Source organism: Manganibacter manganicus, assembly GCF_002075885.1.
GTDB lineage: Bacteria > Pseudomonadota > Alphaproteobacteria > Rhizobiales > Rhizobiaceae > Mesorhizobium > Mesorhizobium manganicum.
On record NZ_MDET01000003.1, the window covers coordinates 31,013 to 47,481 of the forward strand.

Genomic DNA, 16,469 nt, shown 5'->3' on the forward strand with positions numbered 1-16,469 from the left:
TTCTGTCGATGCTTTTCCTCCCTTGGTTCGCTCAGGCGGCCTTGTTCGCATTTATATTGTCCGCCAGAAGCCGCCTGAACTGGGATGGCGGCATGCCCTTTTCCGCCAGGAACTGGCGGTTGAAATTCGACAGATTGTTGAAGCCGACCTCGAAGCAGATATCGGTAATCGCCGCCTGTCCGTCGCTCATCAGCAACTGGCAGGCGAGATTGATGCGCAGCCGTTTGACATATTGCACCAGCGACATGCCGGTGTGCCGTCGAAAGGCGCGCGAGAACGCGCTTGGCGACTGCCCGGCGATGGCTGCCAGATCGGCTTCGCCGAAGGGGCGGGTCAGGTTTTCGCGGATATAGGCGATGGCCTTGTTGATGCCGACGGACATATAGCCGGACGGGTCGGGCAGATAATCGGGGCCGGTCAATGTCCGCACCGGCGAGGCGCGGACAAGCACGCCGGCAATCATCATGAAAAGCTCGATGCGCCGCACACCTTGCGCATCCATCATCTCTTCCATCAACGGCGCCACCTGCCCGGCTGTCTCCTTGCCGAACAGGGCGCCTCGACGCGAGGTTTCGAGCAGTGGCCCCAATGCCGAGAGTTCGGGGAAGACCTTCATCGTTCCCTCGATGAAACTCTCGCTGAACTGGATGATGCGGCCCCGCAGCGGCACGCTTGTGCCCTTGGGAATATCGCTGACCCAATTGTGCGGAAGGTTCGGCCCGGTAAGGACCAGATTGCCGGGCTCGAACTCGCCGATGAAATCGCCGACGAAGTAACAGCCGCTGGTCTCGACGACCAGATGCAACTCGTATTCGGGATGGAAATGCCAGCGCACGGTCCGGAACGGGTAACCATGCGACCAGGCGGTGAAGGATTCACCCCGCCTTATCTGCACGACCTCAAGGTCCGGTTCCATTTCATCTCCTCCGGCCAGCGCCGACGATAGGCTGGCGCCGCCTTTCATTCCCCCGGTTGACCGACTTGGCGTCGGTTCTGATCTGTCAGCAACGCTAGTCTCGAGAGAAGAACGGCGCCACTACGATTCAGCGATCCATACGATACTTTTTTGACATTCACGCCTTTATGGTATCACCATTTTGCGAGACGCGCGCGATCCGGCATACGCCGCTTTACAGGTCTCGGCTCTCTGACGCATATCTTTTGCCGTCTTCGGATCATTCACGCGGAGCCATAATATGAGTTCGACGCCGGTAGCCGCCGCTTATCTGGCCGAATTAGCCGCCCGCATGGGCCGATTGCTGGAACAGAACGCCGGAGCTATCGAGGCAGCAGCCGATGCGGTGGAAAAGACCGCGAAAGCTGACGGTCTCGCCTATCTGTTCGGCACCGGCCACAGCCACATTCTGGCCGAGGAGGCGCATTACCGCGCCGGCGGCCTGGCGCTTGCCGTGCCGATCCTGTCCACGCCGCTGATGGTGCATGAGGGTGCTGTCGCCAGCACCGGTTTCGAGCGCATGCCGGGCATGGTGGTGCCGATCCTCGAACATTATCCGATGGGCGCCAATGACGTGCTCATCATCGCCTCCAACAGCGGCGTCAACACCGCGACCATAGAGGCAGCCGGGATCGCCAAAACGCGCGGCACGACCGTCATCGCCGTAACGTCGCAGGAGTATTCAAGGCAGGCAGCGCACGGCCGCACCCGCCTGGCCGATATTGCCGACATCGTGCTCGACAATGGCGCACCGCCCGGCGACGCCATCACCGCCGTGCCCGGCAGCGAATTGCGCGTCGGGCCGATCTCGACCTCGATCGGCGCGGCCCTCATCAACGCCATCTTCGCCGAAGTCGCAGTGCGCTTGCAAGCGGCGGGTGCCGATGCGCCGATCTATCTCAGCGCCAATATGCCTGGCGCCAAGGAAGCCAACGACAGGTTGATTGCCCGCTACAAGTCGCGCAACCGGCACCTTTGAAAAACGGCGATCCGTTCAGTAGGTCTTGGCGCCGTTGACCATCAGGCGCACGCCATAGAGCGAAGTCGTGCCGCAGATATAGAGCACGTTGCGCTTGATGCCGCCGAACACGCAATTGGCCACCACTTCCGGCACCTTGATCTTGCCGATCAGCGTACCGTCCGGATCATAGCAATGAACGCCGTCGGCCGCGCTCGTCCAGATGCGGCCCTGATCGTCCAGACGGAAACCGTCGAAAAGGCCCACCGTACAATCGGCAAAGACCCGTCCCCCTGAAACCTTGCCCTCTTCGCTGACATCGAACACCCGCATATGCGCCGGATGCTCCGCGCCATGGGTGCGCCCGGTATCGACGACATAAAGCTGGCGCTCATCGAGCGAAAAGGCGAGGCCGTTCGGCTTGACCATATCGGTGACAACGGCATCCACCGCTCCGGTGGCCGGATCGACGCGATAAACATAGGAAGCGCCGATCTCGCTCTCGGCCTTGTCGCCCTCATAATCGGTATCGATGCCGTAGGTCGGATCGGTGAACCAGATCGAGCCGTCCGACTTGACGACGACGTCATTGGGCGAATTCAGCCGCTTGTCTTGCCAGCGATCGGCAATCGTAACAATGGTGCCGTCATGCTCAGTGCGGCTGATCCGCCGCGCCTGATGCTCGCAGGTAACGAGGCGGCCCTGCCGGTCAACGGTATTGCCGTTGGAATTGTTGGAGGGGTCGCGAAAGACGCTGACCGAACCGTCGGTCTCGTCAAAACGCATCATGCGGTTGTTTGGATTATCCGACCAGACAAGATAGCGCCCCGCCCCGAACCAGGCCGGACCTTCCGCCCAGCGGCAGCCCGTATAGAGCTTCTCCACATGCGCCGTACCGTTGAACAGCCGCGCGAAACGCGGATCGAGAACTTCATAGTGATCGGCGGCAGACATTTTGCTCTCCCATGCGCGTCCAGTGTGCTGACGCACACAAGAGCAAGCCGCGGCCAAAAGCAAGGGCGCGGCGTTGCCGCCGCACCCTTTTGTCCGACTTATCGGAAGATCCGTCGATATCGACCTCAGTCGATATCGAACGACACGCCCTGCGCCAGCGGCAACGCCGCCGAATAATTGATGGTATTAGTGGCGCGCCGCATATAGGCCTTCCAGGCATCTGAACCGGACTCACGTCCACCGCCGGTCTCCTTTTCGCCGCCGAACGCACCGCCGATCTCGGCTCCCGACGTGCCGATATTGACGTTGGCGATGCCGCAATCCGAACCGTCCGCACCGAGGAATCGCTCGGATTCCTGAAGGTCGCGCGTGAAGATGGACGAGGAAAGGCCCGCACCAACCGCATTGTGCAATTCGAGCGCGGTGTCGAAATCGGAATACTTCATCACATAGAGGATCGGGGCGAAGGTCTCTTCCGTCACAGGGGCAACCTGTTTCGGCATTTCGACCAGCGCCGGGTGCGCATAATAGGCTTCCGCATGGCCGCTTTCGAAACGCCCGCCACCCGTCACCTTGCCGCCGGCGGCCTCCGCCTCTTTCAATGCCTTCTGCATGCCTTCAAAGGCCGCCTTGTCGACCAGCGGGCCGACCAGCGCCGAACTTTCCAGGGGATTGCCGACCGAAACGCTCTCATAGGCTTTCTTGAGGCGCGGCACGATCTGGTCATAGACGCTCTCATGCACGAACAGCCGGCGCAGCGTCGTGCAGCGCTGGCCGGCTGTGCCCATCGCACCGAAGGCGATGGCGCGCAGCGCCATGTCGAGATCGGCGGTCGGGCAGACGATGCCGGCATTGTTGCCGCCAAGCTCCAGCACGGCGCGGGCGAAGCGCTTCGCCAACCGTGGCCCAACCGCCCGGCCCATGCGGGTCGAGCCGGTCGCCGAAACCAGCGGAACTTTCGGATGATCGACCAGCACTTCGCCGACGGCAGGCCCCCCGATCAGCACCTGAAGCAATCCCTCCGGCGCGTCGGAACCGAAGCGCTCCACGGCGCGCGCAAAAATCGCCGCACAGGCAAGCGCCGTCAGCGGCGTCTTTTCCGAAGGCTTCCACACCACCGCATCACCGCATACCAGCGCCAACGCCGTATTCCAGGACCACACCGCGACCGGGAAATTGAACGCCGAAATCACGCCGACCACGCCGAGCGGATGCCATGTTTCCATCATGCGATGACCAGGGCGCTCGGTGGCGATTGTCAGCCCGTATAACTGCCGGGAAAGACCGACCGCGAAATCGCAGATGTCGATCATCTCCTGCACTTCGCCCAGGCCCTCTGACGGGATCTTGCCGACTTCGATCGACACCAGCCGGCCGAGTTCGGCCTTGTGCGCGCGCAATTCCTCGCCGAGCAGCCGCACCAGCTCACCGCGCCTGGGACCAGGCACCAGGCGCCATTTCTGGAACGCCGCATGGGCCGCGCCGATGGCCTTGCCGGCTTGCGCCCCGGACATCTGCTTCAACGCCGCGATCTGCTCACCGGTGACCGGCGTGCGCACGATCAGGTCGCCGCCGCCAAGCGCATCACCGGAAACGCCAAGTTTCGACAACAGTTCGGAAGTCTCTTTCGCGATCGTCATTGCTTTTCCTCTTGGATCGGTTTTGGCGCCCTGCTGCGCCATTAGAGCGCCGTGCGTTCAATTGAACGCACAAAGGACGCTCTAACACTTTGATGGAGCATCGGAATAACTCGAAAACCGGATTCCACTTTTCGGTCCGATGCTCTAGGCGTGGCAATAACCCTTTCCGGAGCCTCGCGCCACCCCGGCATGGCCCAAGATCGGAACGCGCGGCTGGGCCAGAGGTCTGCGCCGTCACCTTCTCAAAAGATATTATTCGTTATCCAGTCTTCGCCGACGAACCCTGCTTCATCAGCCGGTCGATATGCATGCGGATATGGGCCGCCTCGGCCGCGGTATTGGCCAGCGCAATGGCACGGTCGAACGCGATGCGCGCCTCATTAGAACGGCCAAGCTGCATCAAAAGGCCGCCTTTCAGGCCGAAGAAATGGAAATAGCCGGACAGCTTTTCCTCCAGCGGCGCAATCATCTCCAGTGCCGCTTCCGGCCCGCGCACCTTGGAAACGGCAACCGCCCGGTTGAGTCTGACCACCGGCGAAGGCTGTATCCTCTCCAGCAGGCCATAAAGCAGGTCGATTTCCTGCCAGTCGGTGTCCTCGGGCTTGGCGGCACGGGCATGAAGTGCGGCGATTGCCGCCTGCACCTGATAGGGACCGGGTTTCCAATGACGCAGCGCCTTGTCGACCAGCGCCAGCCCCTCGCCGATCATCTGGCGATTCCACAGGCTGCGATCCTGATCGTCCAGAAGGACGATTTCGCCATTGGCATCGAACCGCGCTGATTGGCGCGCATGCTGGAGCAGCATCAGCGCCGTCAGGCCCATGATCTCCGGCTCGGTCTGGAACAGTTTGAGCAGCAGCCGGGCGAGCCGGATCGCCTCGTCGCATAGAGGAAAACGCGCCGCCACCTCGGCGCCGCCGCTGGAATAGCCTTCGTTGAAAACGAGATAAATCATGGCGGCCACCGCCGCGAGCCGCTCGGAGCGTTCGACCGCACCCGGCGCCTCGAATGCCACGTCGGCAGCGGCGATGCGCGCCTTGGCGCGGGTGATGCGCTGTTCCATCGCACTTTCACTGACCAGAAAAGCCCGCGCGATCTGCTTGACGCTCAGGCCGGAAACGATGCGCAGCGCTACCGCGATCTGCTGCGTTTCCGGCAGGTCGGGATGGCAGCAGATGAACAGAAGCCGCAATATATCGTCGCGGTAGTGTGCGCCGTCCAGCCGATCCGCCATATCGGCCTCGACATCGTCGAGATCGGAGACAATCTCCTCTGCCGGCATCGGTGCCTGGCGGCTGCGCTTGCGCACCGCATCGATGCCGCTGTTGCGTCCGACAAGGATCAGCCAGGCGGCGGGATCGCGTGGCGGGCCGTTCTGCGACCAGTTCTTCAAGGCGCGCAGGCAGGCATCCTGAAAGGCTTCCTCGGCCGTATCGAGATCGCGGAAATAGCGCAGCAGCGCGCCCATCGCCTGTGGACGGGCGGCACTGATCGCCGAACTGATCCAGCCGAGATCGGTCATAGCGTGGCCGCAACCCTGTTGAGAACGGAGATCGGCCGGATCTCGTATGAGCCGCCACTGGGATTGACCTCGGAAAGCTCCTTGGCAAAGCCCACGGCTTCATCGAGATTGGCGCAATCTATCGTATAGAAGCCGAGAAACTGCTCCTTGGTCTCGGCGAACGGCCCGTCGATCACCACCGCCTCGCCTTTGACCTTGCGCAGCGTCGTTGCCGCCGTTGTCGGCAAAAGCCGGGCCACCGGCCCAAGCTTGCCGGCCTTGGCGTATTTCTCCTGCACCGTCACGAGCCTGGCGATGACAGCTTCGTCCTCTTCCTTTGTCCATGAGCAGACGACGTCTTCGGAAGCATAACAGAGGATGGCATAGAGCATCGGGCGTCCTTCGGTTTCCACAAAGGACGAAACAGTAGAGCCCAATCCGACGACGCGTCGATAATTTTTTATCGACGGCTAAGGCGCAGCCTTAAAAGAACGCCTGCAAACCGGTCTGCGCCCGGCCGAGAATCAGCGCGTGCACGTCATGCGCGCCTTCATAGGTGTTGACCGTCTCCAGATTCTGCGCATGGCGCATGACATGGTAGCCGATCTGGATACCGTTGCCGCCATGCATGTCACGCGCCTGCCGGGCGATATCGAGCGCCTTGCCGCAATTGTTGCGCTTGACCAGCGAAATCATTTCCGGCGCGAATTTGTGCTCGTCCATCAACCGCCCGACGCGCAGCGAGGCCTGCAAGCCGAGCGCAATCTCCGTCTGCATGTCGGCGAGCTTCTTCTGGTAAAGCTGCATGCCGGCCAGCGGCTTGCCGAACTGCTTGCGGTCGAGGCCGTATTGCCGCGCCCGGTACCAGCAATCCTCGGCGGCACCCAGCACGCCCCAGGAAATGCCGTAGCGCGCCCGGTTGAGGCAGCCGAACGGCCCGCCGAGACCACGCGCATTCGGCAGCAGCGCGTCCTCATCGACCTCGACACCCTCCATGACGATCTCACCGGTGATCGAGGCGCGCAGCGACAGCTTGCCGTCGATCTTCGGCGCCGACAGGCCCTTCATGCCCTTTTCCAGCACGAAGCCGCGAATGACGTCCTTGCCATCCTCGCCCTTCAGCTTGGCCCAGACAACGAACACATCGGCGATCGGCGCGTTGGATATCCACATCTTCGAACCGGAAAGCCTGTAGCCGTCCGCGGTCTTTTCCGCGCGCGTCTTCATGCCGCCGGGATCGGAACCGGCATCCGGCTCCGTCAGACCGAAACAACCGATCCATTCGCCGGAAGCCAGCTTCGGCAGGTACTTTTTTCGTTGTTCCTCCGAGCCATAGGCATGGATCGGAAACATCACCAGGGAGGATTGCACGCTCATCATCGAGCGATAACCGGAATCCACGCGCTCGACCTCGCGCGCGATCAGCCCATAGGAGACGTAATTGGAGCCGAGCCCGCCATATTCTTCCGGCACGGTGACGCCGAGCAGCCCGGCCTCGCCCATCTCGCGGAAAATCGCCGGATCGGTTTCCTCGTTCATATAGGCCTGTTCGATACGCGGAGCGAGTTTGTCGGCGGCGAAGGCGGCCGCCGCATCGCGGATCATGCGCTCGTCTTCGGAAAGCTGATCTTCCAGCAGGAACGGATCATCCCAGACGAAGGCATTTCTGTCGGCCATGGCAAAACTCTCCAAAGTCTTAAACTCGCCCCGGCTTATCCGCCGGCAAAGCGCAAAAATCAAACGAAATTGGCCGTTATCTGTTGGCTCAGATCATCCGCGACAGCGCCTTGAGGAAGGCGACGATTTCCAGATCGAGCGGATCATCGACCGGTTCGAGCTGGGACGACAGCTTGGCGACCACCACCTCGCTGGCCGGATCGACATAGAGCCACTGGCCATGGATGCCGATGCCGCAATAGGCGCCCTCGCCTGTCTGGTACCACTTGTTGCGGTAGCGCCCTTGCGGAAACAGGAAGGCCATCGCGCCACGCTGCCAGGCCTCCGCGCTGCCGGCGCTTATGGTATCGCGCACCCAGGCTTCCGGCACGATCTGGCGGCCATTGGCCGCGCCGCCCTGCCGCATCATTTCGCCGACGCGCGCCAGATCGCGCGGCGCAACCGAAATGCCGCCCGCCGCGCGCGGCGCGCCTTCCATATCGACGGTGATGAAGGCGTCGCTGCCGGCACCCAGCGGCAGCCACAGCTTTTCGCGCATCAAATCGGCGTAACGCTCCCCAGAAGCCCGTTCGACCAGCAGGCCAAGCAGGTCTGAATTCGGCGAGCGATACCGGAAAATTTCACCGTGTTCGCCCGGCAGCCGCGGCAGCGTCATCAGGAAAGCGGCAAGGCTTTCCAATCCGCCGCCGGGATTCCACAGCGTAGCCTTACGGTAGCGGCCATAGGCGCTATCAGGATCGAGATAGCTTTCCTCGATGTCGATGCTCACCGTCATGTCGAGCACATGGCGCACCGTCGCATCACTATAGGCCGAGCCCGCCGCCTCGGGCAGATACTCCAACACCGGCGCGTTGAAATCGAGTTTGCCTTCGCCTTCGAGAATGCCGGCCAGGATCGCCGTCAGCGACTTGCTGATCGAAAAGATGATATGGCGCTGGCCGAATGCCATATGCGGCGCAAGCCAATCGCCGATGACCCTGCCGCCCTTCATGATGGTCAGCGCGTCGGTGTCGGACCGCTTCAGGAAGGCAGCAATCGTCTCGGAGCCGGACGGCAGTTTTTCAACAAGCAGGCCGCTCATATCCACCGGCGGCGGCTCTTCGCTTCGTACCGAGGCAATCAGCGCCGAAGGAACGATTTCGCCGGCATGCTGGAACGCCCAGCGATTGAAGGGGCTGGTGCGCCAATTGGCCAGCGTCACCTCGTTGCGGCGAAAGCCGAATTTTGTCTCGAACGCCGTCGCACCAACCATGCGTCGATCCTTCCTTCTGATCCGGTCGTTGCTCAGGCGAGCGCTGCCGCGACAGCGTCGATCGCCTGACCCGTCGCCACCGAATAAGCGTGATTGACGAAATCGGGATAGCTGGAAAGCTTCACCACCACCATTCGGCTGCTCCAGTCGATATGGATAAGTTGCCCGAACACGCCACGGCAGTTCAGCGCGCGCGAGCGCGGATCGCGGATCCAGAACTGATTGCGATAGCTGCCTTCCGGCAGGCTGACGTTGAACTGCGGACCGTGCTTACCGCTGCGTGTCGCCTCGATCCACTGGTTCGGCACGATGTTGCCGCTGCCTTCAAGCAGCATCTGCCCGAAACGGCCATAGTCGCGCAGCGTGGCGTTGAAGCCGCCATCGGCCAGCGCATAGCCGGCGCTGTCCACGGTAAAGCAGGCGCTCTCCTCCGCACCGAGCTTCTGCCAAAGCTCCGTCGAGACGAGTTCGGCAAGCCGCTTGCCGCTCGCCCGCTCCATCAGGAAGGCCAGCACGTCGGTTTCGATCGAGCGGTATTCGAAAGCCTCCCCATGCGGGCGGGTCTGTTCCTTCAGCCCAAGAATCAGTTCCCAGACATTCTGCGGCCATTGAAATGCCGGATCGCTGCCCGGCGGCACCGGCTTCCAGCCGGCGGCGACATCGACCTGGCCGATATCGGAGTATCGATCCGTATAGGCTTCGCTGAAACGAACACCTGTCGTCATGTCGAGCACATGTTGCACCGATGCCCCTGCCCAGCCGGTCTGGCCAAGTTCGGGCAGATAGGTCGTGACCGGCGCCGCCGGATCGATCAGTCCCCTGCCGACCAATATGCCGCAGACGATGCCCGTGACCGATTTCGCCATCGACTGCGAAAGGTGCAGCGTGCGTGGCGTCATGCCGTTGAAATAGCGCTCATAGGCCACAGCGCCGTTCTTCAAAACCAGGATACCGTCGGTATAGGTTTCATCGAGCAGGCCGGCCAGCGTTGTCTTCCCGCCGGCACTATTCTTCACCGGCAGCGCGTCCAGTTCGTCCACCCGAGCAGTGGGCAGCGCCCGAACCGGCCCATGGCCGCGCCAGACCTCGATTGTCGGCACGATCTCGCGGATATGCTGGAAAGCCCAGCGGTTCCACGGCGGGCGATCCCAGTCGTGCCGGGGCGGCACCAGGGCCGGCGGCGAGCCGCGCATGATTTCGGGCCGTGGGTCGCTGTTGCGATAAGATTTCATTGCTGATCCAGAATGTGACACCGGCCCGGCATGATGACCGGGCCGACGAGATTTACAAGCCGTCGTGCCGGCAGGAATTTACTTCAGCAAATCCGTCCAGATGCGGGTGTAGAGGTCATGCACTTCCGGCGAGCAGGATTCGAGGAACGCGCCTGATTTCTGGAATTCCTCCGGCACCACAAGTTCCGGCGCGCCCTTCATGTCTTCGGGCATATACTGCTCCGATCCCTTGATGCCGTTGGCATATTTGGCGAAGGCCGAAATCAGCGCGGCATTTTGCGGGTCCATGATGAAATTCATGAACAGCTTGGCGTTTTCAGGGTTCTTGGCGTCCTTGAGCAGCGCGACGCTGTCCATGAAAAAGGGAAAGCCCTCCTTCGGATAGCCGAATTTCACGTTTGGATTCTGCTCTCGCGCCCGCAGCGCAGCCCCATTCCAGTAATAGGCGGCGCCGTAATCGCGGCTGGCGAATTTCTCGATCGTGCCATAATCCATGGCGATCCACTTCGGCTTGGCCTCGACCAGCTTGTCGCGCACCTTCTTCAGGAATTCGCGATCGTCGGTGCACCAGTCGCCGCCGAGATATTTGATCGTGGCATACAGAACATCGTTCATTTCCGGCGCGACATTGATCTTGCCGACCAGTTCCTTCGGCGGATCGAGGAAGATCGACGAGGTGTTGATATCGCCCTTATAGAGCGAGGTATCGACGATGATGCCAGTCAGGCCCCACTGCCATGGCACGGTATAGTGCCGGCCCGGATCCCACGGCACATTGACCCAGCGCTCATCGACATTCTTGAAGTTTTCCATCTGGTCCGGGCGCGCTTCGGCGATCAACCCTTCCTTGACCCATATCTGCACGTAATTGGCCGACGGCACGACGAGATCGAAACCATGGCCGCCGGCGCGCACCTTGGCGAGCGCGGTATCGTTGGAATCATAGTCGGTGACGGTGACCTTGACGTTATACTCCTTCTCGAACTTCTTGATCAGTTCGGGATTGGTGTAATTGCCCCAATTGTAGAGATTGAGTTGCCCGTCGGCCCATGCCGACCCGCCAAGGGCGACCGTCATCGCCGCCGCCAGTGCTGTCACTATCCGTTTCATTTCATTCCTCCCGTTGAAGTGGTCTGCGTCAGGCTTTCTTCCGGTTGACGAAGAAGAAGATCGTTACGATGGCCACCGAAAGTGCGAGGAACGCGGTGGCTATGGCGTTGATTTCAGGCGTCACGACGCGGCGGAGCTGGCCGAGCATATAGGTCGGCAATGTCTCCTGCCCGGCCGACTTGACGAATTCGGTGATCACCACATCGTCGAGCGAAATCACGAAGGCCAGCATGAAGCCGGCGATGATGCCGGGCCTCAGCAGCGGCAGCGTCACACGGCGGAACGTCATCCACGGCCGCGCATAGAGATCGGCCGCAGCGCGCTCCAGCGTCAGATCCATGCCTTCGAGGCGCGCACGGATCGGCAGATAGGCGAAGGGAATGCAAAACGCGGTATGCGCCGCCAGAAGATAGCCGATGCCGGAATAGCCGGTCCAGACCTTGATGCGCGAAAACACGATCAGCAGCGCCACGGCGGTAACGATTTCCGGCACCATCAGCGGCTGGTTGATAAAGGCGTATTTGAAGGTCAGCCCGCGATAGGGCCGCGTGCGGGTGGTGGCCAGCGCCGCCATGGTGGCAGCGAGGGTGGCGATCGTCGCGGCTATGGCTGCAACCACCAGCGAGCGTATCGACGCCTCCTGCACGCGCTCGTTCTGCGCCGCCGAGATGAACCAGCGCAAGGAAAACCCTTCCCACAGCGCAATGGAATTACCGGCATTGAAGGCATAGACGACCAGAGTGACGATCGGCAGATAGAGCAGCACGAAGGTGAGCATCGCCACCGTCGCAAAGCCCGGCTGGGCGCTGATATCGAAATGCCTAGCCTTCACGCCCCGCCTCCCCGCGCGTCGCAGACCGCACATAGAAAAGCAGGGCGACCATCACCACCGCCATCAGCGTGATCGAGATCGCGGCCCCAAGCGGCCAGTTACGCCCCTGCCCGAACTGCAATTCGATGTAGTTGCCAAGCATCATGTTCTTGCCGCCGCCCAGCACGCGCGGAATGACATAGGCGCCGAGCGACGGGACGAACACCAGGATCGAACCCGCGATGATACCGGGCTTCACCAGCGGAATGATGATGCGCCAGAGTACCCTGAACCGGGTTGCGTAAAGATCGTAACCGGCCTCGACCAGCCGGAAGTCCAGCTTGTCCATGGCGGCATAGAGCGGCAGCACCATCAGCGGCAGATAGACATAGACCATGCCGAACAGGATGGCGGTGTCGGTGAACATGATCTGGATCGGACGGTCGATGACGCCGAGCGCCAGCAGCACGGAATTGAGGATGCCCTCGTTGCGGATCACCTCCTGCATGGCGAAGGTGCGGATCAGAAGGTTCGTCCAGAACGGGATGGTGATGAGGAAAAGCCAGGTCTCGCGCTTTTCCGGAGGGCGCGTGGCGATGAAATAGGCGGTCGGAAAGCCCAGAAACAGCGTCACCGCCGTGGTCATCACCGACAGTTTCAACGAGCGCCAGAAGACGCTGAGATTGGCGTCCGCCAGCGAAAGCGTATCGTCGAAAATATCGCGCTCGAAAAGAACCGAGAACCAGCCGTCGAGCGAAAACTGGCCGAACTTCACGTCGCCGTAATCGCCCTTGGCCATGAAGGAATAGGCCAGCATGATGAAGAGCGGGCCGACGGCGGCAAAAAAGATGATCAGCAGCGCGGGCGCGGAAAGCAGCCAGCGGTTGCGGACATCGCTTCTCGCTGCCGCCTCTGCCGCTTCCTGCGCGCTCGCCATGATCAGCCTCGCTCCATGGTCAATCTCGCAGGATTTGGGCGGCGGTGCTGCCGATAAGAATGCCGACACGCGCCCCCTTTTCGAACGTGCTGGCAGCATTTGGGGAATTCTGCCGGCGCACGACGAACGCTTCGCCGCCATCGAGCCGCAGATGAAAATGTGTGTCCGTACCGAGATAGACGATGTTCTCGATGGTTCCCGGCATCGAACTATCGAAATCCGCGGCGACCAGTTGCGCATGTTCGGGCCGCACCACCACGGTGACCGATTCCCCGGGCGAGAAGCCTTCCGGCAATCTCGCCTCGATCTCCACGCCCGAGGCCAGCCGCGCCCTGGCCCGCGCGCCGTTCATGCCGGCCATTTCAGCCCTCAGGAAATTGCTTTCGCCGATGAAGTCGGCGACGAAACGGTCCGCCGGACTGTCGTAAATCTCGCGCGGCGCACCAACCTGAAGCACCCTGCCCGCCGACATCACCGCGATGCGGTCGGACATCGTCAGCGCCTCCTCCTGATCGTGCGTGACGAAGATAAAGGTAATACCCGTCTCGTGCTGAAGACGCTTCAGCTCGATCTGCATTTCCTTGCGCAACTTGTAGTCCAGCGCCGATAGCGGCTCATCGAGCAAAAGCACCTTGGGCTGCGGGGCGAGCGCGCGGGCGAGCGCCACCCGCTGCTGCTGGCCGCCGGAAATCTGGCTGGTGCGGCGCGACGCCAATTGCTCCATGCGCACCAGTTTCAGCATCTCGGCGACGCGTGCGTCTGTCTCGGCTTTTGGCCGCCCGAGCATCTCCAGCCCGAAGGCGATGTTCTGCGCCACCGTCATGTGCGGGAACAGCGCGTAGCTCTGGAAAACGGTGTTGACCGGCCGCTTGTAAGGCGGCAGCGGCGCAATATCCCGCCCGTAGAGCAGGATTTCACCGGAGGTCGGGAAGTCGAAGCCGGCGATCAGCCGCAGCAGCGTGGTCTTGCCGCAACCCGAAGGGCCGAGCAATGTGAAGAACTCGTTTTCGCGAATGGGAACGCTGACGGTATCCAGCGCCACGACCGGGTTTTCGCCCGAGCCGAAGACCTTCCGGACGTCGCGGATTTCGATTGCATTTCTATCCGCCTGACCCGGCACATTCCACCCATTCGCTGCGACCCGCTCTTGGCGGCGGGCTGTTTCGAAAATGATTGTCACCAAAGCCATCAGGCTTGGCAACAGCGCAATCCGGTCTCGCAACAGAAACCTGCGTCCCGGCGACCTCGATTGCATGGCACCGGCGCATCCTCCCGAAAATTAAGGAAGACAGCATGTATAAAAAATGCGACTATTTATTCGCATTTGTCAACATGCATGATCTGTCGATGAACTCCGAACGACGCATTTCACCCATGGCGGCTGCAAATAACGCGCAGGGAATTGACGCTGTGGACCGCAATTTCAACCTGAAGATCAAGGCGGCGCTCAAGCCGCGCAAGACGCCGCGCCAACAGCGTTCGAGCCGGGTGGTCGATCGCATTCTTGATGCCGCGCTGGTCCTGACAAGGGAACAGGGCACCATGGCGCCGACGACGCTGGCCATCGCGCAGCGCGCCGGCCTCTCGGTCGGTTCGGTCTATCAATACTATCCCAACAAGGAAGCCATTCTGCTCGATCTGGCGCGGCGCTGGCTCTCGGCGTTTCCGCCGGTGATCGCCACGCGCGCCAGTGCGAATGCACCGGACAACCGCGATGCGCTGCGGCGCGACCTGCGCGAGTTCATCGATGAAATCGCGGCACTCTATCTCGATAACAGAAACCTTGTGCCGGTTCTGGAAGTCATGATGCTCAACCCGGACCTCAAGCCGGTTGTCGCCGAATATGACGAGAAGATCGCCGGCCTCTATGCCGCCTGGCTGATGCGCCTCAATCCCGCGCTCGATGCGGCGCGCGCGGCCCGGATCGGATTTCTGTTCATGGAAGTCGGTCATACCAGCCTGATCATGGCCGTTCGCGGAGAACACACGGTTTTTGACGCGGTCGTCAGCGACCTCGAAACCATGTGGCTGGCCTTGCTGACGTCGCATCTTGAACCCGCTTGACCTGTCAATCTGGAAAAGGAACTTGTCATGAAAACCGTCTTCTCGCCGCTGCATGCCGGCCATGCCGATACGATGGAACTGAACTCGGGCGAGATCGTGCCGGGTTTTGAGAAGCCGGCGCGCGCCGAGATCATCAAGGCGCGGGTGGAGAGCGAGAGGCTGGGACCGATCCTGCCGCCCGAAATCCATGACCTTGCCGCCGCCAAGAAAGTGCATACCAGCGCCTATATCGACTTCCTGCCGACCGTCTGGCCGCAATGGGAAGCGTCGGGCCGCGGCGGCTCGGCGATCCCTTTCACCTGGCCGACGCGCGGACTGCGTGGCGATGTGGTGCCGGACAACATAGACGCCCAGCTCGGCTTCTATTCCTTCGATGCCGGCGCGCCTTTCGTGAAGGGCACATGGCACGCCATCAAATCGTCCTACGATGTGGCGCTGACCGCCGCCGCCCTGGTGAAAGCCGGCGAGCGCACCGCCTTCGCGCTCTGCCGTCCGCCAGGCCATCATGCCGGCGCGGCCTTCATGGGCGGCTATTGCTACATCAACAACGCCGCCGTCGTGGCCCAATGGTTCCGCGACCAGGGCGCCGCGCGCGTCTCGATCCTCGACGTCGATTATCATCACGGCAACGGCACGCAGGAAATCTTCTACCAGCGCCGCGACGTCCAGGTGCTCAACCTCCACGCCGACCCGATGGTGGAGTATCCCTTCTTCCTCGGCCATGCCGACGAGCGCGGCCACGGTGAAGGCGAAGGCTTCAACCATAATTACCCGATGCCGTTCGGCACCGCGTTCGACGAATGGAGCGCGGCACTTGAGGACGCATGCGGCAAGCTCGTCGCCTATGCTCCCGATATCGTCGTCGTCTCGCTCGGCGTCGATACGTTCGAGAAAGACCCGATCAGCCAGTTCAAGCTGAAAAGCCCGGACTATCCGAAGGTCGGCGCGCGTATAGCCGCGCTCAACCTGCCGACATTGTTCGTCATGGAAGGCGGTTACGCGGTGGATGAAATCGGCGTCAATGCGGTCGGCGTGCTGACGGGATTCGAGGACCGGTAGAGCATGATCCGGAAAAGCGGACCCTGGCTTTCCGAAAAGATCATGCTCAAACAAAGGGATGAGAGCACGATGCGATTCAACCCAAAATCATCCTCCGGCACCACCTGAGTCGCAGATGGATTCCGCCGAAGCGATTTTGTCAATTCGGGTTTGATGTCGGATTCATCTGCGGTTACATTAACCCGAATCAGCCGTTCCTATGGGGGGCACGGCGAGCCATCACAAAGTCTGGCAGTCCGGGTTTCGCCCGGCGCAGGCGCGATTGCTTTCGCGTCCCCCTGACGGATTCGTCCGATCGGGCGCATTGTGCTGCGCCGCG

General features: G+C 61.5%; 15 protein-coding genes. 3 read left to right on the plus strand and 12 right to left on the minus strand.

Annotated elements, in window-relative coordinates:
• Window positions 1–31 precede the first annotated feature (31 nt).
• Entirely contained in the window at window positions 32–916 is an 885-nt protein-coding gene (locus BFN67_RS03020) for an AraC family transcriptional regulator (RefSeq protein ID WP_080918232.1), read from the minus strand.
• 280 nt (window positions 917–1,196) lie between these two features.
• Here BFN67_RS03020 and BFN67_RS03025 point away from each other — a divergent pair, with 280 nt between their 5' ends.
• Window positions 1,197–1,934, plus strand: a complete 738-nt coding sequence (locus BFN67_RS03025) for an SIS domain-containing protein (RefSeq protein WP_080918138.1) — start codon at window positions 1,197–1,199, stop codon at window positions 1,932–1,934.
• A gap of 15 nt (window positions 1,935–1,949) precedes the next feature.
• Here the strand turns inward: BFN67_RS03025 and BFN67_RS03030 are convergent, their stop codons facing one another.
• From BFN67_RS03030 to BFN67_RS03080, 11 genes are all read right to left on the minus strand, one after another.
• Complete coding sequence (locus BFN67_RS03030; RefSeq protein ID WP_080918139.1) at window positions 1,950–2,867, minus strand: SMP-30/gluconolactonase/LRE family protein; 918 nt, start codon at window positions 2,865–2,867, stop codon at window positions 1,950–1,952.
• Between the two features lie 125 nt (window positions 2,868–2,992).
• Complete coding sequence (amaB, locus tag BFN67_RS03035) at window positions 2,993–4,507, minus strand: L-piperidine-6-carboxylate dehydrogenase (protein WP_080918233.1); 1,515 nt, start codon at window positions 4,505–4,507, stop codon at window positions 2,993–2,995.
• A gap of 259 nt (window positions 4,508–4,766) precedes the next feature.
• On the minus strand, window positions 4,767–6,029 hold the full coding sequence (locus BFN67_RS03040) for an RNA polymerase sigma factor (protein ID WP_080918140.1): 1,263 nt from the start codon (window positions 6,027–6,029) through the stop codon (window positions 4,767–4,769).
• On the minus strand, window positions 6,026–6,400 hold the full coding sequence (locus BFN67_RS03045) for a YciI family protein (RefSeq protein ID WP_080918234.1): 375 nt from the start codon (window positions 6,398–6,400) through the stop codon (window positions 6,026–6,028). The genes BFN67_RS03040 and BFN67_RS03045 overlap by 4 nt, the downstream gene beginning before the upstream one ends.
• 91 nt (window positions 6,401–6,491) lie before the next feature.
• Window positions 6,492–7,685: an acyl-CoA dehydrogenase gene (locus BFN67_RS03050; protein ID WP_080918141.1), complete on the minus strand. Its 1,194-nt coding sequence runs from the start codon at window positions 7,683–7,685 to the stop codon at window positions 6,492–6,494.
• An 88-nt stretch (window positions 7,686–7,773) separates the two neighbouring features.
• Window positions 7,774–8,937 (minus strand): serine hydrolase domain-containing protein, encoded by a 1,164-nt coding sequence (locus BFN67_RS03055; protein ID WP_080918142.1) that lies wholly within the window; start codon window positions 8,935–8,937, stop codon window positions 7,774–7,776.
• A gap of 32 nt (window positions 8,938–8,969) precedes the next feature.
• Window positions 8,970–10,169, minus strand: coding sequence for a serine hydrolase domain-containing protein (locus BFN67_RS03060; RefSeq protein ID WP_080918143.1), 1,200 nt, complete (start codon window positions 10,167–10,169; stop codon window positions 8,970–8,972).
• Between the two features lie 78 nt (window positions 10,170–10,247).
• Window positions 10,248–11,279 (minus strand): ABC transporter substrate-binding protein, encoded by a 1,032-nt coding sequence (locus tag BFN67_RS03065; protein WP_080918144.1) that lies wholly within the window; start codon window positions 11,277–11,279, stop codon window positions 10,248–10,250.
• Between the two features lie 28 nt (window positions 11,280–11,307).
• Window positions 11,308–12,057 carry an ABC transporter permease gene (locus tag BFN67_RS03070; RefSeq protein WP_425349732.1) on the minus strand — a complete coding sequence of 250 codons (750 nt, stop codon included), beginning with the start codon at window positions 12,055–12,057 and terminating at the stop codon, window positions 11,308–11,310.
• Between the two features lie 43 nt (window positions 12,058–12,100).
• The gene (locus tag BFN67_RS03075; RefSeq protein WP_080918146.1) at window positions 12,101–13,027 is read right to left on the minus strand and encodes an ABC transporter permease; all 927 of its coding nucleotides are present in this window, start codon (window positions 13,025–13,027) and stop codon (window positions 12,101–12,103) included.
• A 19-nt stretch (window positions 13,028–13,046) separates the two neighbouring features.
• The gene (locus BFN67_RS03080) at window positions 13,047–14,147 is read right to left on the minus strand and encodes an ABC transporter ATP-binding protein (RefSeq protein WP_080918235.1); all 1,101 of its coding nucleotides are present in this window, start codon (window positions 14,145–14,147) and stop codon (window positions 13,047–13,049) included.
• Between the two features lie 227 nt (window positions 14,148–14,374).
• Here BFN67_RS03080 and BFN67_RS03085 point away from each other — a divergent pair, with 227 nt between their 5' ends.
• Entirely contained in the window at window positions 14,375–15,091 is a 717-nt protein-coding gene (locus BFN67_RS03085; RefSeq protein WP_245295141.1) for a TetR/AcrR family transcriptional regulator, read from the plus strand.
• Between the two features lie 27 nt (window positions 15,092–15,118).
• Complete coding sequence (locus BFN67_RS03090; RefSeq protein WP_080918147.1) at window positions 15,119–16,150, plus strand: histone deacetylase family protein; 1,032 nt, start codon at window positions 15,119–15,121, stop codon at window positions 16,148–16,150.
• Window positions 16,151–16,469: the final 319 nt, after the last annotated feature.

What these genes read in the sequence shown, in the direction of transcription:
- BFN67_RS03020 (WP_080918232.1), bottom strand. Translation starts at nt 916, where the DNA reads ATGGAACCGGACCTTGAGGTCGTGCAGATAAGGCGGGGTGAATCCTTC.
- BFN67_RS03025 (WP_080918138.1), top strand. Translation starts at nt 1,197, where the DNA reads ATGAGTTCGACGCCGGTAGCCGCCGCTTATCTGGCCGAATTAGCCGCC.
- BFN67_RS03030 (WP_080918139.1), bottom strand. Translation starts at nt 2,867, where the DNA reads ATGTCTGCCGCCGATCACTATGAAGTTCTCGATCCGCGTTTCGCGCGG.
- amaB (WP_080918233.1), bottom strand. Translation starts at nt 4,507, where the DNA reads ATGACGATCGCGAAAGAGACTTCCGAACTGTTGTCGAAACTTGGCGTT.
- BFN67_RS03040 (WP_080918140.1), bottom strand. Translation starts at nt 6,029, where the DNA reads ATGACCGATCTCGGCTGGATCAGTTCGGCGATCAGTGCCGCCCGTCCA.
- BFN67_RS03045 (WP_080918234.1), bottom strand. Translation starts at nt 6,400, where the DNA reads ATGCTCTATGCCATCCTCTGTTATGCTTCCGAAGACGTCGTCTGCTCA.
- BFN67_RS03050 (WP_080918141.1), bottom strand. Translation starts at nt 7,685, where the DNA reads ATGGCCGACAGAAATGCCTTCGTCTGGGATGATCCGTTCCTGCTGGAA.
- BFN67_RS03055 (WP_080918142.1), bottom strand. Translation starts at nt 8,937, where the DNA reads ATGGTTGGTGCGACGGCGTTCGAGACAAAATTCGGCTTTCGCCGCAAC.
- BFN67_RS03060 (WP_080918143.1), bottom strand. Translation starts at nt 10,169, where the DNA reads ATGAAATCTTATCGCAACAGCGACCCACGGCCCGAAATCATGCGCGGC.
- BFN67_RS03065 (WP_080918144.1), bottom strand. Translation starts at nt 11,279, where the DNA reads ATGAAACGGATAGTGACAGCACTGGCGGCGGCGATGACGGTCGCCCTT.
- BFN67_RS03070 (WP_425349732.1), bottom strand. Translation starts at nt 12,057, where the DNA reads ATGCTCACCTTCGTGCTGCTCTATCTGCCGATCGTCACTCTGGTCGTC.
- BFN67_RS03075 (WP_080918146.1), bottom strand. Translation starts at nt 13,027, where the DNA reads ATGGCGAGCGCGCAGGAAGCGGCAGAGGCGGCAGCGAGAAGCGATGTC.
- BFN67_RS03085 (WP_245295141.1), top strand. Translation starts at nt 14,375, where the DNA reads ATGAACTCCGAACGACGCATTTCACCCATGGCGGCTGCAAATAACGCG.
- BFN67_RS03090 (WP_080918147.1), top strand. Translation starts at nt 15,119, where the DNA reads ATGAAAACCGTCTTCTCGCCGCTGCATGCCGGCCATGCCGATACGATG.